General features: G+C 71.6%; 19 protein-coding genes and 1 pseudogene. 3 read left to right on the forward strand and 17 right to left on the reverse strand.

What is annotated here, in order from left to right; translation table 11 throughout:
* Positions 1–7 precede the first annotated feature (7 nt).
* The gene (gene glyA, locus ETP66_RS05465) at positions 8–1231 is read left to right on the forward strand and encodes a serine hydroxymethyltransferase (RefSeq protein ID WP_130841361.1); all 1224 of its coding nucleotides are present in this window, start codon (positions 8–10) and stop codon (positions 1229–1231) included.
* A gap of 45 nt (positions 1232–1276) precedes the next feature.
* Positions 1277–2863, forward strand: a complete 1587-nt coding sequence (locus ETP66_RS05470; protein ID WP_130841363.1) for a DNA repair protein RecN — start codon at positions 1277–1279, stop codon at positions 2861–2863.
* Between the two features lie 94 nt (positions 2864–2957).
* On the opposite strand, the gene ETP66_RS05475 is transcribed toward ETP66_RS05470, so the two are convergent.
* Genes ETP66_RS05475 through gmk form a run of 5 tightly spaced genes read right to left on the reverse strand, consistent with a single transcriptional unit; the run spans position 2958 to position 6206 of the window.
* A complete protein-coding gene (locus tag ETP66_RS05475) occupies positions 2958–3569 on the reverse strand; it encodes a MarC family protein (protein WP_130841365.1) in 612 nt (203 codons plus the stop codon).
* Positions 3569–4066 (reverse strand): arginine repressor, encoded by a 498-nt coding sequence (gene argR / locus ETP66_RS05480; protein WP_130841475.1) that lies wholly within the window; start codon positions 4064–4066, stop codon positions 3569–3571. The genes ETP66_RS05475 and argR overlap by 1 nt, the downstream gene beginning before the upstream one ends.
* 5 nt (positions 4067–4071) lie before the next feature.
* Positions 4072–5262: a bifunctional phosphopantothenoylcysteine decarboxylase/phosphopantothenate--cysteine ligase CoaBC gene (gene coaBC, locus ETP66_RS05485; protein WP_130841366.1), complete on the reverse strand. Its 1191-nt coding sequence runs from the start codon at positions 5260–5262 to the stop codon at positions 4072–4074.
* A 1-nt stretch (position 5263) separates the two neighbouring features.
* Positions 5264–5563, reverse strand: a complete 300-nt coding sequence (rpoZ, locus tag ETP66_RS05490) for a DNA-directed RNA polymerase subunit omega (protein ID WP_130841368.1) — start codon at positions 5561–5563, stop codon at positions 5264–5266.
* Positions 5541–6206, reverse strand: coding sequence for a guanylate kinase (gene gmk / locus ETP66_RS05495; protein WP_130841369.1), 666 nt, complete (start codon positions 6204–6206; stop codon positions 5541–5543). The genes rpoZ and gmk overlap by 23 nt, the downstream gene beginning before the upstream one ends.
* Positions 6207–6305: 99 nt before the next feature.
* Here gmk and ETP66_RS05500 point away from each other — a divergent pair, with 99 nt between their 5' ends.
* Positions 6306–7733: a glycoside hydrolase family 13 protein gene (locus tag ETP66_RS05500; protein WP_130841371.1), complete on the forward strand. Its 1428-nt coding sequence runs from the start codon at positions 6306–6308 to the stop codon at positions 7731–7733.
* Here the strand turns inward: ETP66_RS05500 and ETP66_RS05505 are convergent.
* The 12 genes and pseudogenes from ETP66_RS05505 to ETP66_RS05560 form a co-directional block, all read right to left on the reverse strand.
* Positions 7730–8176 (reverse strand): methylated-DNA--[protein]-cysteine S-methyltransferase, encoded by a 447-nt coding sequence (locus ETP66_RS05505; RefSeq protein ID WP_130841373.1) that lies wholly within the window; start codon positions 8174–8176, stop codon positions 7730–7732. The genes ETP66_RS05500 and ETP66_RS05505 overlap by 4 nt on opposite strands.
* Positions 8177–8179: 3 nt before the next feature.
* Positions 8180–9253 (reverse strand): SpoIID/LytB domain-containing protein, encoded by a 1074-nt coding sequence (locus ETP66_RS05510; protein ID WP_130841375.1) that lies wholly within the window; start codon positions 9251–9253, stop codon positions 8180–8182.
* A 63-nt stretch (positions 9254–9316) separates the two neighbouring features.
* The gene (gene bshC, locus ETP66_RS05515; protein ID WP_130841377.1) at positions 9317–10771 is read right to left on the reverse strand and encodes a bacillithiol biosynthesis protein BshC; all 1455 of its coding nucleotides are present in this window, start codon (positions 10769–10771) and stop codon (positions 9317–9319) included.
* 10 nt (positions 10772–10781) lie between these two features.
* A complete protein-coding gene (locus ETP66_RS05520; RefSeq protein WP_130841379.1) occupies positions 10782–11408 on the reverse strand; it encodes a Crp/Fnr family transcriptional regulator in 627 nt (208 codons plus the stop codon).
* Between the two features lie 9 nt (positions 11409–11417).
* The gene (locus ETP66_RS05525) at positions 11418–12236 is read right to left on the reverse strand and encodes a menaquinone biosynthesis family protein (RefSeq protein ID WP_130841381.1); all 819 of its coding nucleotides are present in this window, start codon (positions 12234–12236) and stop codon (positions 11418–11420) included.
* A gap of 6 nt (positions 12237–12242) precedes the next feature.
* On the reverse strand, positions 12243–15035 hold the full coding sequence (locus ETP66_RS05530) for a tetratricopeptide repeat protein (protein ID WP_130841383.1): 2793 nt from the start codon (positions 15033–15035) through the stop codon (positions 12243–12245).
* Positions 15036–15120: 85 nt separating this feature from the next.
* Positions 15121–16143 (reverse strand): 1,9-bis(guanidino)-5-aza-nonane synthase, encoded by a 1023-nt coding sequence (locus ETP66_RS05535; RefSeq protein WP_130841384.1) that lies wholly within the window; start codon positions 16141–16143, stop codon positions 15121–15123.
* 66 nt (positions 16144–16209) lie between these two features.
* A pseudogene (locus ETP66_RS05540) lies at positions 16210–16428 on the reverse strand (hypothetical protein); the annotation flags it as partial.
* A 128-nt stretch (positions 16429–16556) separates the two neighbouring features.
* Positions 16557–17447 carry a 2-hydroxyacid dehydrogenase gene (locus ETP66_RS05545; protein WP_130841388.1) on the reverse strand — a complete coding sequence of 297 codons (891 nt, stop codon included), beginning with the start codon at positions 17445–17447 and terminating at the stop codon, positions 16557–16559.
* Entirely contained in the window at positions 17422–17949 is a 528-nt protein-coding gene (locus ETP66_RS05550; protein ID WP_130841389.1) for a GNAT family N-acetyltransferase, read from the reverse strand. The genes ETP66_RS05545 and ETP66_RS05550 overlap by 26 nt, the downstream gene beginning before the upstream one ends.
* Positions 17950–18026: 77 nt before the next feature.
* Positions 18027–19301 carry a Glu/Leu/Phe/Val family dehydrogenase gene (locus tag ETP66_RS05555; protein WP_130841391.1) on the reverse strand — a complete coding sequence of 425 codons (1275 nt, stop codon included), beginning with the start codon at positions 19299–19301 and terminating at the stop codon, positions 18027–18029.
* A 13-nt stretch (positions 19302–19314) separates the two neighbouring features.
* Entirely contained in the window at positions 19315–20574 is a 1260-nt protein-coding gene (locus ETP66_RS05560; RefSeq protein WP_130841393.1) for a Glu/Leu/Phe/Val family dehydrogenase, read from the reverse strand.
* Positions 20575–20617 lie beyond the last annotated feature (43 nt).

Genomic DNA, 20617 nt, shown 5'->3' on the forward strand with positions numbered 1-20617 from the left:
TCGGCCTATGGTCCGGGCACGCCTTAGGGACGAGGCCCTCTTCCGGCTCATCGCCCTGGAGGAAAAGCGGCAGCGGGAGGGCCTGGAGCTCATCGCCAGCGAGAACTTCGTCTCCCAGGAGGTGCGGGAGGCGGTGGGAAGCGTCCTCACCAACAAGTACGCGGAGGGCTACCCCGGGGCCCGCTACTACGGCGGGTGCGAGGTGGTGGACCAGGTGGAGGCCCTGGCCATCGAGCGGGCCAAAGCCCTCTTCGGGGCTGCCTGGGCCAACGTCCAGCCCCACTCCGGCTCCCAGGCCAACATGGCGGTGTACATGGCCCTCATGGAGCCGGGGGACACCCTCATGGGCATGGACCTGGCCGCCGGGGGCCACCTCACCCACGGCGCCAAGGTGAACTTCTCCGGCAGGCTCTACCGGGCGGTCTTTTACGGGGTCCGGCCCGACACCGAGCTCATCGACCTGGAGGAGGTGCGCCGCCTGGCCCTCGAGCACCGGCCCAAGGTGATCGTGGCCGGCGCCAGCGCCTACCCCCGCCTCTGGGACTTCCGGGCCTTCCGGGAGATCGCCGACGAGGTGGGGGCCTACCTGGTGGTGGACATGGCCCACTTCGCTGGGCTGGTGGCGGCAGGCCTCCACCCGAGCCCCCTCCCCCACGCCCACGCGGTCACCAGCACCACCCACAAGACCCTGAGGGGCCCGAGGGGCGGCCTCCTCCTCTCCAACGACCCCGAGCTGGGCAAGAAGATCGACAAGCTCATCTTCCCCGGCATCCAGGGGGGCCCCCTGGAGCACGTGATCGCCGGGAAGGCGGTGGCCTTCTTCGAGGCCTTGCAGCCCGAGTTCCGGGAGTACAGCCGCCTGGTGGTGGAAAACGCCCAGCGCCTTTCGGCGGAGCTGGCCGGGCGGGGCTACCGCATCGTCACCGGGGGCACGGACAACCACCTCTTCCTTTTGGACCTCCGCCCCAAGGGCCTCACGGGGAAGGAAGCGGAGGAGAGGCTGGACGCCGTGGGCATCACCGTGAACAAGAACGCCATTCCCTTCGACCCCAAGCCCCCCCGGGTCACCTCGGGGATCCGCATCGGCACCCCGGCCATCACCACGAGGGGCTTCACCCCCGAGGAGATGCCCTTGGTGGCTGAACTCATCGACCGGGCCCTGGTGGAGGGGCCTTCGGAGGCTCTCAGGGAAGAGGTGCGGCGCCTGGCCCTGGCCCACCCCTTGCCCTAAGGGCGGGCCCCACCCCCAGGGATCCTGGCCCTACAATGGTGGAGGATGCTCCTCCGCCTCGAGGTCCAGAACCTGGCCGCCATCCGCCAGGCCGCCCTGGAGCTCGGCCCCGGGCTCAACGTCCTCACCGGGGAAACGGGGGCGGGCAAGAGCCTCCTGGTGGACGCCCTGGCCCTCCTCCTGGGGGCGAGGCCCGAGGGGCTCCTGGGGCCTTTTGGCGACAGCCTCCTGGTCACCGCCTTCTTCGCTGCGGGGGAGGAGCGGGTTCTCTCCCGCCGGGTGGGGGCCCGCTCCACCCCCCGCATCGACGGGGAGGTGGTGAGCCTCAAGGAGCTCCAGGAGGAGGCCGAGCGCTGGCTCTCCCTCCACGCCCAGCACGCCGCCCTCGCCCTCCTCTCCCCCAGGCGCCAGCGGGAGCTTTTGGACGCCCTCCTCCCCCCGGACCTCCTCCAGGGTTACCAGGAGGCCTACGCCCGCCACCAGGCCCTCCTTGGGGAAAAGCGGGCCCTGGAGGAGGCCCTGAGGTCCCGGAGCGAGCGGGAGGACCTCCTGCGCTTCCAGCTCCAGGAGATCCGGGAGGCCCGTCCCCGGCCCGGGGAGGACCAGGAGCTTGAGCAGGAAGCAGAGAGGCTCCGCCATCTGGAAGCCCTGCGGGAACGGGCAGGGCGGGCCTACGCCCTCCTGGCGGAAGGGGGAGCCTTGGACCTCCTCCAGCGGACCGTGCGGGAGCTCCGGGCGGGGGGGAGGTTCGACCGCGCCCTCGAGGCCCTGGCAGGGGACGTGGAAGGGGCCCTGGAGGGGGCCCGGGCGGTGGCGAGGGAGCTGGAGGACTACCTGGAGGGATTGGAGGGGGACCCGGAGCGCTTGGCCGCCTTGGAGGCCCGCCTCTCCCTCCTGGAACGGCTCAAGCGCAAGTACGGGCCCACCCTGGAGGCGGTCCTGGCCCATGCGGCCAGGGCGGAGGCGGAGCTCGCCGCCCTGGGGGGAGGGGAGGAGCGGCTTTGGGCGCTGCAAAGGGAGGTGGCGGCCGCCCGGGAGGCCCTTCTGGAGGCAGGGGCGGCCCTCTCCCAAGCCCGCCTGCGGGCGGCGGAGGCCCTGCAAAAGGGCATGGAGGCCGAGCTCGCCGCCTTGGGTCTGCCCCGGGCCCGCTTCCCCGTGGGGCTCAAGGCCCTGCCGGAGCCAGGGGCCTTCGGCCTGGAGGAGGTGGCCTTCCGCTTCTCCGCAGGCCCCCACCTCCCCCCCGCCCCCCTCGCCGCCGCCAGCGGCGGGGAGCTGGCCCGCATCGCCCTGGCCCTGGCCCTCCTCACCGGGGCCGAGGCCCCCACCGTGGTCTTCGACGAGATGGACGCGGGGGTAGGGGGGGAGACGGCCTGGAAGGTGGCCGAGCGCCTGGCCCGCCTGGCGGAGACCCGCCAGGTGCTGGTGGTCACCCACCTGCCCCAGATCGCCGCCCGGGCCCACCGCCACCTGCGGGTCAAGAAGGCGGGGGAGGAGGTGCGGGTGGAGGTTCTGGAGGGGGAGGAAAGGGTGCGGGAGCTGGCCCGCCTCCTCTCCGGCCAGTACACCGAGGCCGCCCTGGCCCACGCCCGCCTCCTCCTGGGCCAGCCCGCCGCCTCCCCCAAGACCCCGTGAGGCGCTCCCCGGGCTTCCACGCCCTCTTCTGCCGAGCCCTTCCCCGCCCCAGGCCGGATCCGCCCCCAGCCCGACGCGGTCGGGGTGGGTTGCCCTAGAGGAGGCCCCTGACCCCGTCGGCCACGAACTGCACCGCCAGGGCGGCCAGCAGGATGCCCAGCACCCGGGTGACCACGTTCACCCCCGTGCGCCCCAGGGCCCGGCGCACGGAGGCCGCCCCCCTGAGGAAGAGGTAGGCCAGGAAGAGGACCAGGAAAGCGGTGAGGAAGACCACCGCCGAGCCCCCGGGCACCTCCCGGGCCTCCCCTCCCAGGATGAGGACGCTGGCCAGGGCCCCAGGGCCCGCGATCAGGGGGATGGCCAGGGGGAAGACGGAGATGTCGGCCCGCTCCCGGGCCTCGTCCTTCTCCTCCGCCGTCTCCCGCTCGTGGTGGGCGAAGACCATCTCCGTGGCGATGCGGAAAAGGAGGATCCCCCCGGCGACCCGCAGGGCCTCGAGGCTGATGCCCAGGTACTCCAAAAGCCCCCGGCCGAAGAAGAAGAAGCAAACCAGGAGCCCCCCGGCCACCAACACCGCCTTCCTGGCGATCTGGGCCTGCCTTTGGGGGGGGCGGTCCCCGGCCAGGGCCAGGAAGACGGGGACCAACCCCACGGGATCCACCACCACAAAGAGGGTGAGGAAGGACTTGAGGAAAAGCTCCCACATCAGGAGGGAAGCTGGGGGCCTCGCCTCAAGCCCTTACCCAGAAGCAAAAGCTGCCCGAACTCCTCCTCCAGGGCCTCGGCCTCCCCCTCGGTGCGGCCCACCACCAGGATGGTGTCCTCCCCCGCCAGGGTACCCACGATCCCGTCCCGCCGGAGGCGGTCGATGAGGAGGGCGATGCCGGAGGCGTGCCCCTCGGCGGTCTTCACCACCAGGATGTTGCCCCCCCGGTCCACGTCCTTCACGAAGAGCCCAAACTGGCGCCTGAGCTCCTCGTAGGCGTCCTCGGGGAGCTCCAGGGAAGGGAGGGCGTAACGGTGCCGCCCCTTGCCCAGGGCCACCCGGGCCAGCCTGAGCTCGGCGATGTCCCGGCTCACCGTGGCCTGGGTCACGTCAAAGCCCAACTGCCGCAGGCGCTCCACCAGCTCCTTCTGCGTGCCGATCTCCTCCCGGCTCACGATCTCCTGGATGGCGCGGTGCCGCTCCGCCTTGCTGCGCATAGGCATCAGGACCTCCAAAACTCCCTGACAAGGTCCAGTATACGCTCGGCCACCTGGCGCTTGGGCATCCGAGGGAGTTCCACCACCCGTCCGTCCCGGAGCAGGAGGACCACCTCGTTCTCGGGGCTGCCGAAGCCCACCCCCTCGCGGTTCACCCAGTTGAGGGCGATGAGATCCAGGTTCTTGCGCAGAAGCTTGCCCCTGGCCCGCTCCAGCCCCTCCGCCGTCTCCATGGCGAAGCCCACCAAGACCTTGCCGTCCTTCCGCTCGCCCAGTTCCTTGAGGATGTCGGGGTTGGGGACCAGGCGGAGGACCTTTTCCGCCACCGCCTTGGGCTCCTTGTCCGCCAAGACCTCCGCCGGGCGGTAGTCGGCCACCGCCGCGGCCATCGCCACCGCCTCCGCCCAGGGGTAGCGCTCCAGGATGGCCTTACGCATCTCCAGGGCGCTTTCCACCCTGACCACCTCCACCCCCCAGGGGTCGGGCAGGGCGGTGGGGCCAGAGACCAGGACCACCTCCGCCCCCCGGTCGCGGGCGGCCTCGGCCAGGGCGTAGCCCATGCGCCCCGAGGAGGGGTTGGAGAGGAAGCGCACGGGGTCCAGGTACTCCCGGGTGGGCCCGGCGGAGACCAGGAGCCTGAGGCCCTGGAGGTCCTTGGGGGCGAGAAGGGCCTGAAGCCGCTCGGCGAGTTCCTCGGGCTCCAGCATCCTTCCCCACCCCTCCCCCTCCCCCACCGCCGCCAGGGGGCCGAAGGCGGGGCCGAAGAGGGCGTGGCCCAGGGCCTTGAGCCGCTCCGCGTGGCTTTGCGTCTGCGGGGCGAGCCACATGGCCTCGTTCATGGCCGGGGCCCAGGCCACCCTCCGGGCCCCGGCCAGGAGGGTGGCGGAGAGGAGGTCGTCGGCGAGGCCCAAAGCGGCCTTGGCCATGGCGTCCGCGGTGGCCGGGGCCACCAGGACCACATCGGCCCAGCGGGCAAGCTCTATATGCAAGGCCCGGCCCTCGGGCCTGAACCAGGCCTCCTCCGTGGCCACCTCGCCCCCCGCGGCCACCGCCAGGGAGAGGGGGGTGACGAACTCCAGGGCCCTGGGAGTGGCCAGGGCCCGCACCTCGTGGCCCTGGGCGCGGAGGAGGCGGAGGAGGTGGGGCACCTTGATGGCGGCCACCCCGCCCGTCGCCGCCACCAGGACCCGGGCCACCCTACTCCTCCTCCGCCACGGGATAGAGCCTTTCCATTTCCTTCTGCAGGCGGTCCTCGGGCACCAGGTTCTCCCCGAAGACCAGCCGCCCCGTGGGCATCTCCTTCATGGCCCAGGTGACGGGGTTGGGGTCGTCGAAGAGGCCCTCGAGGGTGCGCATCTTGGGCCTCTCCTCCGGCTCCAGCACGGTGTTCTTGAAGCGGTGGCGCAGGAGCTGCTGGGCCCTTTTGGCCACCGCCACCGTGAGCCGGTACTTGGAGTCCACCAGACCGAAGAGCCTATCGATCCCGGGTTCCGCCATGCTCCCTCCGCAAGATCTCCTCCAGCTCCGCCTCCAGTTCCGCGTCCCGTTCCAAGGCCCGGGAGAGCGCCCGGGCCATCCTTCGGGTGCGCCGCCTCTCCGCGGTGAGGATGGCCAGGAAGTCGGCCACCGCCTCCTCCAGGACGTCGTTCACCACCACGTAGTCGAAGCGGTGGGCGTCCTGGATCTCCCACTCCGCCTGCTCCAGCCGCCTGGCGATCTTCTCGGGGCTGTCCTGGCCCCGGTAGACCAGACGGCGCTTGAGCTCGGAAAGGGAGGGGGGCAGGAGGAAGATGAGGACCGCCTCCGGCACCTTGGCCTTCACCTGCAAGGCCCCCTGGACCTCGATCTCCAGGAGCACGTCCTCCCCCCGCTCCAGGGCCCGCTCCACGGGAAGCCTGGGGGTGCCGTAGAGGTGGCCCACGTACTCCGCGTACTCCAGGAGGCCGCCCTCCCGCAGGAGGGCCTCGAAGCGGGGGCGGTCCACGAAGTAGTAGTCCACCCCGTGGCGCTCCCCGGGACGGGGGGGACGGGTGGTCATGGAGATGGAGTAGAAGAGGCGGGTGCGCTCCAGCACCTTGGCCCGCACCGTACCCTTGCCCACGCCGCTGGCCCCGGTCATGACGAAAAGGCAGCCCCCCATACCCTTCCCCTGGGAGGATACCAGAGGGGGGACCCTTGGGGCAAGGATTTTTGTGAACCGGGCACAATCGGCCGCCAGGCCCGTGGTAGGATGGCGGCCGTGGCCTGGTACGAGGGCGCCTTTTTCTATCAAATCTTCCCCGACCGCTTCTTCCGCGCAGGCCCCCCGGGCAAACCCGCCCCCGCGGGGCCCTTCGAACCCTGGGAAGCCCCCCCCACCCTGCGGGGCTTCAAGGGGGGCACGCTCTGGGGGGTGGCGGAGAAGCTCCCCTACCTGAAGGAACTGGGCGTGGAGGCCCTTTACCTGAACCCCGTCTTCGCCTCCACCGCCAACCATCGCTACCACACCGTGGACTACTTCCAGGTGGATCCCGTGCTGGGGGGGAACGCCGCCCTCCGCCACCTCCTGGAGGTGGCCCACGCCCACGGGATGCGGGTCATCCTGGACGGGGTCTTCAACCACACCGGCCGGGGGTTCTTCGCCTTCCAGCACCTCCTGGAAAACGGGGAGGAGAGCCCCTACCGGGACTGGTACCACGTGAAGGGCTTTCCCCTCAAGGCCTACACCGCCCACCCCAGCTACGAGGCCTGGTGGGGCAACCCCGAGCTCCCCAAGCTCCGGGTGGAAACCCCGGCGGTGCGGGAGTACCTCCTGGAGGTGGCCGAGCACTGGATCCGCTTCGGGGCCGACGGCTGGCGGCTGGACGTGCCCAACGAGATCCAGGACCCTGAGTTCTGGCGGGCCTTCCGCCGCCGGGTGAAGGGGGCCAACCCCGAGGCCTACCTCGTGGGGGAGATCTGGGAGGAGGCCGACTTCTGGCTCCAGGGGGACATGTTCGACGCCACCATGAACTATCCCCTTAGCCGGGCCATCCTGGGCTTCGTGGGGGGGGAGGCCCTGGACCGGGAGCTCGCCGCCTGGTGCGGCCTAGGACGCATCGAGCCCCTCCAGGCCCTGGCCTTCAGCCACCGCCTGGAAGGCCTCTTCGCCCGCTACCGGGAGGAGGTGGTCCGGGCCCAGATGAACCTCCTCACCTCCCACGACACCCCCCGCCTGCTGAGCCTGATGCGGGGGAGCGCGGAACGGGCCCGCCTGGCCCTCGCCCTCCTCTTCCTCCTGCCCGGAAGCCCCACCGTCTACTACGGGGAGGAGGTGGGCCTGGCGGGGGGGCACGACCCGGAGAACCGGGGGGGCATGGTGTGGGAGGAAGGCCGCTGGAGGCGGGAGCTCCTGGACACCGTGCGGCGGATGGCCCGCCTGCGCCGGGAGCACCCCCTCCTCCGCACCGCCCCTTACGGGCGGGTCTACGCCGTAGACGGCCACCTGGCCTTCACCCGCGGCCCCTACCTGGTGGTGGTGAACGCCACCCCCGAGCCCTTCCTGCAGGACTTCCCCCTCCACGGGGCCCTGCCCCGGGGAGCCCAGGCGGTGGACCTCCTCTCCGGAGCCCTCTGCACGCCCACGGGAGGGCGCCTCTGTGGGCCGGTCCTCCCCCCCTTCTCCCTGGCGGTCTGGGTGGAGGTTTAGGGGAGGGCGCCCTCAAAGCGCAGGAGCCAGGCCTTGAGCCCCTCCCGCCCGGCGAACCCCCCCAGCCGCCCGTCGGCGTGGATCACCCGGTGGGCGGGCACCAGGAGGAAGAAGGGGCAGGCCCGCATCCCCGCCCCCACCGCCCGGGGGGAGAGGGCCAGCTCCCGGGCCAGGGCGCCGTAGCTCGCCACGCGCCCGAAAGGGATGCGGCGCACCCTTTCGTAGAGGGCTATCCGGGCCGGGGAAAGGCCGGTGTAGTCCAGGGGAATGTCTAAAAAGTCCGGTTTCCTCCCGGCGAAGTAGGCGGCAAGGCGCTCCCGGACCCAAAGGGCCAGGTCCCCTGTCGCCTCCTTGCCCCGGGGGAAGAGGGCGGGTTCCAGGGACCGGACCCCTCGAGGCGAGACCTCGAGCCACAAGGGGGTCAGGGGCGTGGGGATGAGCACGGCTCAGGGAGGTCCGCTCCAGGCCCAGGCTCCCCGGGCCTGCCCCAGGAGGAGGTCGGAGAGGAAGGTGCCGGGGAAGTAGTGGCCCAGGATCTCCCGGTAGCCGTACCCTGCCTCGGCCATGCCCCGGGCGCCCCACTGGGAAAGCCCCACCCCGTGCCCCGCCCCGCGGCCCACCGCCTCCCAGCCCTGGAACTCCACCAAGGCCGAGGGCAGGCCCATGAGGCGCGCCAGGCGCTGGGCCTCGGGGCCCTGCACCTCCACCCCCAGGACCCGCAGGCGCCAGACCCGCCCCGAGGGGCTCCGCTCCCGCACCACGGGGGGCTCCTGCCCCTGGGGGGTGTAGCCCAGGCCCCGCAGGGCCTGGGCCGCGGCCTCGGGGGTGAGGGCGAGGCGCCACTGGCTCCTGGGCCCCCGGGCGTAGGGGTCGGGGCGGGGGCGGAGGTAGGGGAGGGCCCGCTGGAAGACCTCCTCGCTGCCTGCGGTCATCCCCCCGGAGTCCGCGTGGTAGAGGGCGGAGATGGCCTCCCCCCCGTAGCTCAGCACCTGGCCTTGGGTGGCGGCCACCGCCTGGCCGTGCCTGGGGGTTTCGGCGGCCAGACCCAGGTAGACCTGGCAGAGCTCCCCCGCGCAGAGGTCGTAGGGGGCCCGGGGGTTCAGCCGGTAGACGGCGAAGGTGCGGGCCACCACCGCCTGGGCCAGGAGGGCCTCGAGGGGGAAGCTCCCGGGCATCTCCCCGGGCAGGACCCCGAGGAGGTAGGCCTCCAGGGGGAGGACGTTGACCACCAGGAGGCGCCCCTCGTGGAGGAGGAGGCGCACCCCGCCCCGGTAGGGGCGGCCCTCGAGGGCGAAGCGGGGGGAGGCGAACTCCCAAAAGGGCCCAAGCCGCCCCCCCACCACCACCCCCTCCCGCACCCCCCAGGCCCGCAACTCCCCCTCGGGAAGGAGGAGGCGCACCTCCTGGCCCAGGGGCACCTCCCGGAGGAGGACGCGCACAAGGAGCTCCTCCCCTTGGGCCCAGGCGGGCGGGCGGAGCAGGAAAAGGGCCAGAAGGGCCAGCTTCAACCCCGGCGGCATAGGCCTCCCGCCCATCTTACACCAGCCATCCCGCCCGCAAGCCCGCCCCCCGGAAAGGGCCCCTTAGCCCAGGGCCAGAACCGCCCTGCCCTGGGCCGGGGCCTCCCGAAGAAGGCCCAGGGCCTCGGGGTGGCGCAGGGCGTACATGGGGAAGGGGTAGACCCGTTCCTGGGGCAGGCCCAGGGGCAGGAGGTGCCGCTTAAGGCGCTCCAGGTGGTGGAGGAGGACCGCATCCCGGTCCAGACGGGCCCGCAGGAGCTTGCCCAAAAGCCGCTCCCCTTCCCCCCCGATCCGGGCCCGAAAGCGGCGGAAGGGCCTCTCCAAGGTAGGCTCCAGGGCCTTGGCCCTCTCCCCCAGGGCCTCCAGCTGGCGTTGGAGACGGGCCAGCTCCTCCTCCACCTCCCGGAAGCCTTCCAGCACCCCCCGCACGGCCCCCAGGAAGGCCGCCTCCCCCCCCTCCACAAAGGCCCAAGGGTCCAGGCGGTACCGCCCCAGGAGGCGGGCCGCCGGGGGCTCCAGGACCACGGCCTGGAGCCGCAGGAACAGGGCGGGCATGGGCAGGCCATGGAGGGCGTAGACCCCGGAAAGCTCCGCCACGTAGCGGAACTCGTTGGGCCCCACCACGAAGCCCGCGGTGGGCAGGGCCAGGTCCTGGAAAACGGGCCTGAGGCCCGCCGCTGGGGTGAGGCGGGAGGGATCGGTGCGGAGGATCTCCAAAAGCTCTTTCCGGCTATACCGCCGCACCCCATCGCTGAAGACGCCCCCCTCGTAAAAGAGGAGCCGCCGGGCGTCCGTCTCCAGGAAGAGGTTGGTGGCCCCGGGCTTGCGCCGCAAGGGGGGCTTCCCCCCCAGGGCCCGGATGCGCTCGGCCTCCCGGTTGAGGGCCTGGGCGCTGGCCAGGGGATCGGAGAGCTCCCTTTCCAGGGCCCCCTGGAAGAGGGGGCTAAGCTCCTCCGCCATGGGGTCGAAGGGCAGGAGGCCCCGCTGCCCCAAGAAGGCCAGGAGGATCCTGGCGGAGAACTCGGAGAGGGTCCCGCCCTCCAGGGCGTAGGCCACCCGGGGATCCCTGGCCCACGGTCCCAAAAACCCCACCAAGACGCCCCGGTAGGGGTCTAGGGGGATGCGGCCCGCGGGCAGGGGAGGCAGGGGGAGGGAAAGGGTGCGCAGCTCGTCCTCCAGGAGGAGGTGCAGGTGGCGCACCTCCTCCACGTCGTGGTCCTGGGAGGCCACCCAGAAGACCGCGGCCGCCCCCACCTCCTCCGCCAGGGAGAGGGCGGTGTGGGCCTTGTAGAAGGTGAGGGCGGGCCCCCCCAGGAGCCCCGCCTGCTGGCCGGCCACCACCGCCCCCCGGGCCAGGCGCCCCAGGGCGGAAAAGGCCTCCGGCGGAGCCTGGAGACGGCGCAGGTAGGCGGTGAGGGCGGGGACCAGGTCGGGGTGGCCCCTCCGGCCCAGGCGCTCCCTCAGGGCCTCCTTCCCCTGGGGCAGGCCCAGGAGGTGGGCCAGGGCCTGGGCTTCCATGCTTCAAAGCCTAAAGCGGCTCCGCCAGGCGCACAAGGGCCTCCCGGTCCCGCACCTCCACCCGGCGGTAGCCCAGGTCCACCGCCCCCCGGAGGGCCCACTCCCCCAGGAGCTTGGTCACCGTCTCCCGCGTGGCCCCCACCATGTGGGCCAAGGCCTGGTGGGAAAGGGTCACCTCCCCTTCCCGGGCAAGCCTGAGGATCAGGCGGGCCAGACGCTGGCCCACGGAGAGGTGGCGCACCTCCCAAAGCCGCTCCTCTGCCGCCTTGAGCCGGGCGTAAAGGGCCTGGAGGAGGAAGCGCTCCACCTCGGGAAAACGGGAGCGCAAGGGCCCCAGGGCCTCCTGGGGGGCGAAGAGGAGCTCGGCGTAGGTGAGGGCGGTGGCCCCGGAGGTGCGCCGCTCCTCGCCTACCAAAGCCTCCTCCCCCAGAAGCCCTTCCGGACCCACCACCCCCAAGGTGGCGGGCTCCCCTAAGGGGGACCGGGGTCCTTCCAGCCAGAGGAGCCCCGTACGCACCAGGTACGCGCCGTCCACCCGGTCCCCGGGAACGTAGAGCACCGCGCCGCGCCGCACCCTTAAGGGCTGGAAGACCCGGGCCACTTCCCGCCGGGCCTCGAGGGCCAACCCCTGGAACATGCCCCGAGTCTACAAAAAGAGAGGCGCCTGCGAAGGGGGAAGAAGCCCCCTGGCCTCCGCCAGGGCGAAGAGCTTTGCCACCGCCCTTTCTCCCTCCTCCCCCACGTCTAGGCTGAAGGCGTTCACGTAGGTCCGCACGTGGGCCCAGATCACCTCCTCGGAGAGCTCCTGGGCGTGGGCCCTGAGGTAGGGGAGGGTCGCCTCGGGATGGGCGAGGGCGTACTCCAGGCTCCTCCGCACCGCCCGGTCCAGCCCGCGGATCAGCCCTTCCCCCAGGTCCCGCCGGGCCAGGATGGCCCCCAAGGGGAGGGGGAGGCCCGTCTCCCCTTCCCACCACTCCCCCAGGTCCAGCACCTTCACCAGGCCGTACTGGGGGTAGGTGAAGCGGCTTTCGTGGATGATGAGCCCGGCCTCCACCTCCCCCCTGGCCACCAGGGGCATCACCTGGTCGTAGCGCACCTCCACCGGCTGGAAGCCCTCGGCGTAGAGGGAGAGGAGCAGGAAGGCGGTGGTGTGCCGGCCGGGGATGGCCACCCGCGCCCCCTCGAGGCTTCCCAGGGGCCTTCTGGCCACCAGCAAAGGCCCCACCCCCCGGCCCAGGGCCCCCCCGCTTCTCAGGGCCACGTAGCGGTCCCGTACCCTTCCGTAGGCGGCGTAGGAGAGCTTGGTGAGGGGAAGCCTCCCCTCCAGGGCCCAGCGGTTCAGGGTCTCCACGTCCTCCAGCACCGCTTCCACGGGCCTGGGGCTTTCCACCAGGCCGTGGGCCAGGGCGTAGAAGATGAAGGTGTCGTTGGGGCAGGGGGAGTAACCGAGCCTGAGCGCCTCCACAAGACCCTACTGTACCCCTTTGAGGGCCCGCTTGAAGAGCTCGGGGGCGAAGGCCTTGAGGGCCCTCAGGAACCCCGTGGCCCCCCGGGCCCGCCCCGGGATCACGTGGACGGGCACCCCCAGGCGCTCGGCCTCGAGGCGCACCGGCTCCGAGAGGTCGTGGCCCACGTAGCTGGACACGATCATGAGGCCGTGGGCCTTCTCCAGGCGGTTCTGGATGCGCCTCAGGGCCTCCTTGCCCACCCCGGCGCCGTCGGCGTCGAACCAGTCCACCCTGAGGCCCCGGGCCTCCAAAAAGGGCACCAGGCGGCTCCTTAGCTGGGTGTGCCCCCCCACCACCAGGAGGCGCTCCCCGTGGAACCGGGGGAGCGTCTCCTCCAAAAGCTCCTCCCGGCCCGCGGGGAAGGCCCGGGGCTCCTCGCCCAGGGCGACCAGGCCCCGGCCCACCGCCTTGAGCTCCTCGAGGTAAAGGGCGAGGCTCTCGTCGTGGGGGCGGAGGAAGAGGAGGTTTCTGAGAACCTCCCGGGAGAGCTCCAGGTCCTTCTCCCGGTAGAGGGCCACCTCCAGGGCCTTCTGCCAGCACTCCGCCGCCCGGCGCCAGTCCCCCTGGGCCTCGTGGTGCTCCGCCAGGTCGAAGAGGACCTCCAGGGCCTGGGGATGGGCCTGGAGTTCCTCCAGAAGGAGCCTCTCCGCCTCCTCCACCCTTCCTGCGGCGTAGAGGGCCGCCAGGTACTGCCCCCGCACCGCCTCCGCCTCGGGGCTTTCCCGGAAGGAGCGGGAAAGGCGGTAGGCCAGGGCCAGAAGCTCCAGGGGGGGAGCGGGGGTGCGGCCTAGGGCCTGGTAGAGGACGCTGAAGGCGGCCCAAGGCCCCTCCAAGCGCTCCAGGAGAGCAAGAAGCGCCATGAGGTCCGCTTCGGCCACCTCGGAAAGCCCCGCATCCCGGGCCCGGGAAAGGAGCTCCCGGGCCAGGACCTCCTCGCCCCCCGCCAGGGCCTCCTGGGCCAGGCGGAAGAGGTAGGGGGCGGGGTAGGCCCGGAGGGCGTGGGCCCGCTTGTGGTCCCCCAGGACCTCCCGGAGGGGCCGCCTCAGGGCCCGCTTCACCCCGGCCAGGTGGTGGAAGGCCAGGCCTGCCACCTCCCCTTCCCCGTGCCGCGCCGCCTCCTCCAGGAGGCGGAGGGCTTCCCAGTAGCGTCCCTCCCGCTCCCGGAGCATCCCCAGAAGGAGGAGGGCCTCGGGGATCTCCGCCCGGGCCAGGGCCTCGGTGAGGTAGGGCTCCACCGGCTTCAGGTCCTCGGATGCCCTAAGGTCCAGGGGGGAGCGCACCCTGAGGGCAGCGAGGGCCAGGCCCAGGAAGCCCTCCGCCTCGTCCAGGTCGGCAAGCCGCCTGGCGTAGCGCTCCGCCCGGGCGAAAAGCCCCTGGAGGAGCGCCGCCTTCAGCCCCAGGCGGAGCATCTCGCGGGTGAGGAGACCCGGGGCGAGGTCCTCCACGAACTCCGCCCGGCGGCTCACCTCCGCCCACTCCCCCTCCCGGGCGAAGCGGCGCATGCGCTCGGTGATGCGCTCCAGGGCCTCCCGCACGTAGAGTTCCGCCTCGGGAAGCCCGGACTCCACGAACTGCCTGAGGGCGTCCGCGTAGCGGCCTTGGGCCAGGTAGACCCGGCCCAGATAAAGGCGCCAGCGTCCGCCCTGCCAAGCCAAGGCCTCGAGGCGCCCCCGGGCCCTCTCGTACTCCCCGAGCTCCACCAGGACCAAGGCGCGGAGGTCCTCCGCCTCCTCGCTCATGGCCCGCCTCAGGGCCTCCTCGGCCTCGGCGTAACGGGAGAGGGCGAAGAGGGCCCGGCCCCGGAGGTAGGCCGCCTCCCCCGCAAGATGCGCTTCCGCGTGGCCCGCCCCTTCGGGCAAGCGGGCCAGGACCTCCGCGTACCGACCCGCGGCCAGAAGCTCCCGCGCCTCGGCCAGATCCAACCCCTGGACCCCCACGGGGACCGGCGGGGCAGGGGCCTCCTCCCCGGCCACCCTCACCTCCTCCAACCGGGCCTCCTCCGCCAGCACCTCCGGCCTGCGGGCCAGGACCAGGAAGTACTCCCCCTCCCCTACCCGCACCACCTCCCGGAAGCCCAGGCGCAGGAGGCCCTCCTCCACCCCCTCGAGGCTCTTGCCCAGGAAGGGCCCGTGGCCGTAGACGAGGAGCCCTCCGGGCCTAAGGAGCCTAGCGAAAAGGGGCAGGCGCCGGAAAAAGGCAAAGCGCTGCCAAAAGCCTTCGGGCCCCAGGCGGCCCGGGAGGCCCCCGTCCACAAATCCTTCGGGGAAGACGGAGAGGAGCAGGAGGGTGTCGAAGGGGGGGAGCTCGGCCTCCTCGGCCCAGGCCAGGTGCCAGGCCACCCCGGGCACCCGCTTCCGCCCCACCTCCACCGCCTCCGCCACCCCATCCAGGGCGTGCCAGGCGAGGTCGGGACGCTGCCTCTGCAGGTAGCCCACCAAAGCCCCGGTGAAGGCCCCCACCTCCAGGACCCTGCCCTCCACCCGGGGGGGGACCTCCTGGGCGTAGAACTCCAGAAAGGGGAGGTGCATGCCGTAGACCAGGGCCTCCCCCTTGGGAACCTGGAGCACCTCGCGGTAAAAACTTCGCACCGCCTCCCGCCCCCCGCCCGAGAGGTAGGCCCGCCAGGCCTTGAGAAGGGGCTCCCGCTTGGCGGGGCTTCCCACCCGCTTGGCCAGCTCCGCTTCGAAGCGCCCGGGGGACACGGGCCCCAGGACGCCGAAATGCTCCTTCAGGTAAAGCCTTAGCTCCTCCGGCATTTGCTGGGAGTTTACCAAAAGGAGGAGGGGTTGGTCCATACGAAAGCCCCGCCTGGGCCCGGGCCCAGGCGGGGCCGAAGTCGACCTAAGCGGGCACCCTGGCGGCAAAGAGGTCGGCGTAGCGCCGCTTGGCCCGCGCCCCCGCCCGGTGCCAGACGTAGGAGGCCAGGAGGGGGAAGGCCAGGGTGGCCTCGGCGAAGACCATCTGGGAAAGGGCGGCGTCCACCTTGCCCCAGCTTTGGGCCTCGGAGAGGGTGGAACCGGAAAGCCCCCCGTCCCGCTCGTCGGCCACGGTGATCTGGATGGCGTACTTGTGCATCTCCACCCGGTGGCCCAGCACCTCCGCGGCCACCACGATGTCCTGGGCGAAGTTCTTGGGCACCCCGCCCCCCAGCATCACCAGGCCGGTGGTGCCCGCTTTGAGCTTGATCTCCGTGAGCTCGCGGAAGTCGGCCACGGAGTCGATGGTCACGTGGGCCTTGGGGTTTTTCACCTGGTGGTAAACGAGGCCGAAGCCCGCGGAGGAGTCGGAGAAGGCGGGGACGAAGATGGGCACCCCCTCCTCGTAGGCCGCCCGGACGATGCTCCTCTCCCCCAGGCCCCTTTCCGCCAGGTAGCGGCCCATATGCCCGATGAACTCCCGGCTGGAGTAGGGCCTGGGCTCCAGGGCGTCGGCGATCTCGGCGATGGTGTAATCGGTGTGGCGAAGCTCCTCCTCGTCGATGTAGGTGTCGTAGATGCGGTCGATCCAGAGGCGGCGGAGGGTTTCGTCGTCCGCCTTGGGGTCCCCCTGGTAGTGGCGGTGGCCCAGGGCCTCGAAGAAGTCCTGGTCCACGATGTTGGCCCCGGTGGCCACGATGGCGTCCACCAGGCCCTTCCGTATGAGGTCGTGGACGATGAGGCCCTGCCCGGCGGACACCAGGCTCCCCGCCAGGGTGAGGATGACCGCTGCGTCGTCCTCCAGCATGCGGAGGTAGATCTCCGCCGCCCGGTAAAGGTTCCGGGCCTGGAAGGCGGTCTTGCCCATGGCCTCGAGGATGGGCCCCGCGTCGAAGGCCTTGATGTCGATGGGGACCACGGGCGTAGAGAGGAGTGCTTTCTTTTCCATTTCTTCTCCTTTCTACGCGGGGTGGGCGTCGGGCGGCTCCCCCCCTTTGGCGCCCCCTGCCCCTTGCGGCAGGACCCCAAGTATACCACCCCCCGCGATGGGGGGGTAGACCTCCAGGGGGCCCTCCACGGGCTCGTCCAGGCCCACCGCCCGCTCCCCCACCGCCAGGAGCCAGACCTCCTCCAAGGGGAGGCCCAGCTTCTCCAGGGCCTCCCGGGGCGTCTTGGCCTCCACCTTTAGGCGCTCGCCGAAGCGCCTCAGGTCGCCGTGCAGGATCACCTCCATTTTCCCCTCCTTTAGGGTCCCCGCCGCAACCCAAGCCGCGACGGGGCCTCCTACCCTTGGCCGCCGGAGCCTTCCCCGGTACCCTTTCACCGGGGCCCCCACGCGGACCTTGTCCGCGTGGGGTGGTATCAGTACCCCTCCCGCACCACGTTGAGGAGGGGCTCCCCCCGGAGGTAGCGCAGGGCCTGCTCCGCCAGGAAGCGGGCCGCCCGCCGGGGGAAGCCCTCGGAGAGCCCCGCCACGTGGGGGGTGAGGAGGAGGCCAGGGGCCCGCCACAGGGGATGCCCTTCGGGCAGGGGCTCGGGGTCGGTGACGTCCAAAGCCGCCCGCACCCTCCCCTCCTTGAGGGCCTCCAGGAGGGCCTCCGTCTCCACCAAGCCCCCCCGGCCCGCGTTCAGGAGCAGGGCTCCGGGCTTCATCCGCCCGAGGAACTCCCGGTCCACCAGCCCCCGGGTCTCGGGGGTGAGGGGGAGGAGGAGGACCACCGCGTCCGCCTGGGGGAGAAGGTGGGGAAGGTCCTGAGGGGTGTAGACCCCGGGGCGGGGGTGTTTGGCCACGGGGAGGACCCCCACCCCAAAGGGCTTGAGCCTCGCCTCCACCGCCTTGCCGATGGCCCCATAGCCCAGGAGGAGCACGGTCTTGCCCTCCAGGTCGGGGAGGCGCCTGGGAGCCCAGCGCCCCTCCCTTTGCGCCTCCAGAAAACCGGGGAGGTCCTTGAGGAGGGCCAAGAGGCCCATCGCCACCCACTCGGCCACGGGGGCGTCGTGCACCCCGGAGGCGTCGCAAAGGACCACCCCCTCGGGGACCAGGGGCAGGATCCAGTCCACCCCCGCGGAGAGGGTCTGGACCACCTTGACCTCCACCTTTTCCAGGACCTGGCGCACCACCTCCTCCTGCCCGAAGGGGGGCAGGAAGAAGTCGGCCCGTTTGGGCCAGGGGTCATCCAGGTAGTACACCTCCACCCCCTCGGGCAGAAGGGCGAAGACCTCCTCCCTAAGCCTCGGGGCTAAAATCCTCACGGCGCACCTCCATGTACACGTCCTCCCTGCCCTTGGGGCCTGGACCAAGCCCCACCTCCCGGAAGCCCGCCTTCTGGAAGGCCCGCCGGGCCCGCAGGTTGTGGGCGAAGGTGCGGAGCTTCACCCGCTTGAGGCCCAGGGGGCCGAAGGCGTAGGCCAGGGCCGCCCGCACCGCCTCGGTGCCGTAGCCTTGGCCCCAGCGCTCCTTCCTGCCGATGAGGATGCCCAAGGTGGCCTCCTCGGGGGTGAGGTCGTAAAGCTCCAGGGTGCCCAGGTACTCCCCCCCCTCGTCCAGGATGAGGAAGGCCTGGCGGTCCTTGCGGCGCATCTCCGCCAAGACGAAGCGCCGGAAGAGCCAAAAGGGGGAACGCAAGGGGCTTGAGCCGTTCCACTCCGCCACCTCGGGGTCGCGGAAGGTCTCGTAAAGGCCGCGCCACTCCGCCTCGGTGAGGCCCGCGCTGAAGGGCTTCAGGGTCACGCGGCCGTGGCGGGGCCAGTCCACGGCACCTAGCCTACGCCCAAGAAGGCAGGGAGAAAACTGCCACCAAACGCCCCTTCGCCCACCGGCCTCCGGCATTCCTAAGGGTAAAGGCCCCGCAAGGCCCGGGCCTCGAGGACCCGGGTGGCCGCCACCACGTAGGCAGCGGTGCGCAAGGAGATCCTCTTCTCCTTCGCCACCTGCCACACCGCCTCAAAGGCGTTCCTAAGAACCCGCTCCAGGCGGGCGTTGATCTCCTCCTCCGTCCAGAAGTAGGAGTTGAAGTCCTGCACCCACTCGAAGTAGCTCACCGTGACGCCCCCGGCGTTGGCAATCACGTCCGGCACCACCAGGACCCCTTTCTCCTGCAGGATGTCGTCGGCGGCAGGGGTGGTGGGGCCGTTGGCCCCCTCGGCCACGATCCGGGCCTGGATGCGCCAGGCGTTTTGCTCCGTGATCTGCTTCTCCAGGGCGGCGGGGACGAGGAACTCCGTGGGCACCGCCCAGAACTCCGGATTGGGCAGGGGCTCGGCCTTGGGGTAACCCCGCACGCCCCCGTACTCGGCCACGTGCCGCTGGAGGTCATAAGGGTCGATCCCCGCCTCGTTGTAGACCGTGCCCGTGTGGTCCTGCACGGCGATGACCCGGGCCCCGTGGTCATGGAAGATGCGGGCGGCGGCGCTCCCCACGTTGCCGAAGCCCTGCAGGGTCACCCGGCTGTCCTGGATGGGAAGGCCGATCTTCTCCGCCGCCGCGGCGGCGGTGACGAAGACCCCCCGTCCGGTGGCGTCCCGCCGTCCCAGGGAGCCCCCTAAGGCGATGGGCTTCCCCGTCACCACCCCGGGGGCGGTCCGGCCCACGTTCATGGAAAAGGTGTCCATCATCCAGGCCATCTCCCGTTCCCCGGTGTTCACGTCGGGGGCAGGGATGTCCCGGTCGGGGCCCAGGAGGGGGCCCACCTCGGAGGTGTAGCGTCGGGTGAGCCGCTCCAGCTCCCGCACGGAAAGCCTTCTGGGGTCCACCCGGATCCCTCCCTTGCCGCCCCCGTAAGGCAGATCCACGGCAGCGTTTTTGATGGTCATCCAGGCGGCCAGGGCCATGACCTCGGAGAGGGTAACCTCGGGGTGGTAGCGCACCCCCCCCTTGGCGGGGCCGCGGGCGGTGTTGTGGTGGACCCGGTACCCCTCGAAGTGGGCCACGGTGCCGTCGTCCAGGTGGATGGGCACGTCCACGATGAGGACCCGCTTGGGCCTTTTGAGGCTCTCCGCCAGGGGGGCGTACCGCCCCAGGTAAGGGACTACCCGGTCCACCTGCTCGGTGAAGATCTCCCAGGGGCCGCCGTCCTTGCCCAGATAGGAAAGGGGCTCACGCTTCATCAGCACTCCTCGATCAGGGGTAAACGCCGCGAAGCCGGGTGGCCTCGTTGACCCGCTCCAAGGCCAGGACCATGGCCCCGGTGCGCAGGTCCGCGCCCAGGGCTTCCGCCCTGGCGCATACCTCGGCCACCGCTTTGGCCACGCTCCTCCTAAAGCTTTGCCGCACCTCCTCCGCGCTCCAGAAGAACATGTTGAGGTCCTGCACCCACTCCAGGTAACTGGCCAAAAGCCCCCCGCCCCCCGTGAGGAGGTCAGGAACCACCAGGACTTCCTTGCCCAGGAGGTAGGCCTCGGCCTCCGGGGTGAGGCCGAAGTTGGCGGCCTCCAGAACCGCCTGGGCCCGCACCGCCTTGGCCCCTTCCCCGTCCAGGGCACCCTCCAGGGCCGCCAGGACCAGGTAGTCCACGGGCAGGGCGAAGAGCTCCTCTGGCGCCAGGTCGTAGCGGGGCAGGTCCCCGGCGGCCTCGTAGTGGCGGAGGACCTCGGCCACGGGAAGGCCCCCCTCCCGGTACATGGCCCCCCGCCCCGTGGACACCGCCACCACCTGGAGGCCCATCCCCTCCGCGTGCAGGGCAAAGCTTCCCCCCACCTGGCCGAAGCCCTGCACCGCCACCTTAGCCCCCGCAAGGGGCAGGCCCCGCCTTTCCGCGAGCTCCTTGAGGACCAGGGCCACCCCGAGCCCGGCGGCGTCGTCCCGGCCCTCGGTGCCCCCCAGGGCGTGGGGCTTCCCCGTCACCACCCCGGGTACGGTGGAGCCCACGGTCATGGAGTAGGTGTCCATGATCCAGGCCATCACCTGCTGGTCCGTGCCCAGATCGGGGCCCAGGATGTCGGTGTCCGGGCCGATGAGGTTGACGAGCTCGGCGGTGTAGCGCCGCACCAGGCGCTCAAGCTCCCTGCGGGAGAGGAGCCTGGGGTCGGCGGCGATCCCCCCAGCGGCACCGCCGAAGGGCAGGTCGTAGACGGCCGCCTTCAGGGTCATCCAGGCGGCCAGGCCCGCGGTCTGCCCCAGGGTCACCCGGGGGTCCAGGCGCACCCCCCCCTTGGCCGGGCCCCGGGCGATGTCGTGCACCACCCGGTACCCCTGGAAGACCCGCACCTTGCCGTCGTCCATGACCACAGGTAGGGAGACCGTGACCAGGCGCTTGGGGTGGGCCAGGTACTCCACCGTGGTGGGGTGGATCTCCGCCACCCTCAGGGTTTTCTCTAGTCGCTCCAAAAAGGCCTCCCAGAGGCCGGGGTCCTCCGGGGGCCGGTAGGCGGGAAGAGCCATAGCATCACCCTGGGGGATTATACCCCGCCCAGGGAGGGCGAAG

It is taken from the genome of Thermus thermamylovorans (assembly GCF_004307015.1).
Taxonomy (GTDB): Bacteria; Deinococcota; Deinococci; order Deinococcales; family Thermaceae; genus Thermus; species Thermus thermamylovorans.

Bases quoted from the DNA above. Each gene is read 5' to 3' on its own strand.
- glyA (WP_130841361.1), top strand. From the start codon at position 8: ATGGTCCGGGCACGCCTTAGGGACGAGGCCCTCTTCCGGCTCATCGCC.
- ETP66_RS05470 (WP_130841363.1), top strand. From the start codon at position 1,277: ATGCTCCTCCGCCTCGAGGTCCAGAACCTGGCCGCCATCCGCCAGGCC.
- ETP66_RS05475 (WP_130841365.1), bottom strand. From the start codon at position 3,569: ATGTGGGAGCTTTTCCTCAAGTCCTTCCTCACCCTCTTTGTGGTGGTG.
- argR (WP_130841475.1), bottom strand. From the start codon at position 4,066: ATGCGCAGCAAGGCGGAGCGGCACCGCGCCATCCAGGAGATCGTGAGC.
- rpoZ (WP_130841368.1), bottom strand. From the start codon at position 5,563: ATGGCGGAACCCGGGATCGATAGGCTCTTCGGTCTGGTGGACTCCAAG.
- gmk (WP_130841369.1), bottom strand. From the start codon at position 6,206: ATGGGGGGCTGCCTTTTCGTCATGACCGGGGCCAGCGGCGTGGGCAAG.
- ETP66_RS05510 (WP_130841375.1), bottom strand. From the start codon at position 9,253: ATGCCGCCGGGGTTGAAGCTGGCCCTTCTGGCCCTTTTCCTGCTCCGC.
- bshC (WP_130841377.1), bottom strand. From the start codon at position 10,771: ATGGAAGCCCAGGCCCTGGCCCACCTCCTGGGCCTGCCCCAGGGGAAG.
- ETP66_RS05520 (WP_130841379.1), bottom strand. From the start codon at position 11,408: ATGTTCCAGGGGTTGGCCCTCGAGGCCCGGCGGGAAGTGGCCCGGGTC.
- ETP66_RS05530 (WP_130841383.1), bottom strand. From the start codon at position 15,035: ATGCCGGAGGAGCTAAGGCTTTACCTGAAGGAGCATTTCGGCGTCCTG.
- ETP66_RS05535 (WP_130841384.1), bottom strand. From the start codon at position 16,143: ATGGAAAAGAAAGCACTCCTCTCTACGCCCGTGGTCCCCATCGACATC.
- ETP66_RS05555 (WP_130841391.1), bottom strand. From the start codon at position 19,301: ATGAAGCGTGAGCCCCTTTCCTATCTGGGCAAGGACGGCGGCCCCTGG.
- ETP66_RS05560 (WP_130841393.1), bottom strand. From the start codon at position 20,574: ATGGCTCTTCCCGCCTACCGGCCCCCGGAGGACCCCGGCCTCTGGGAG.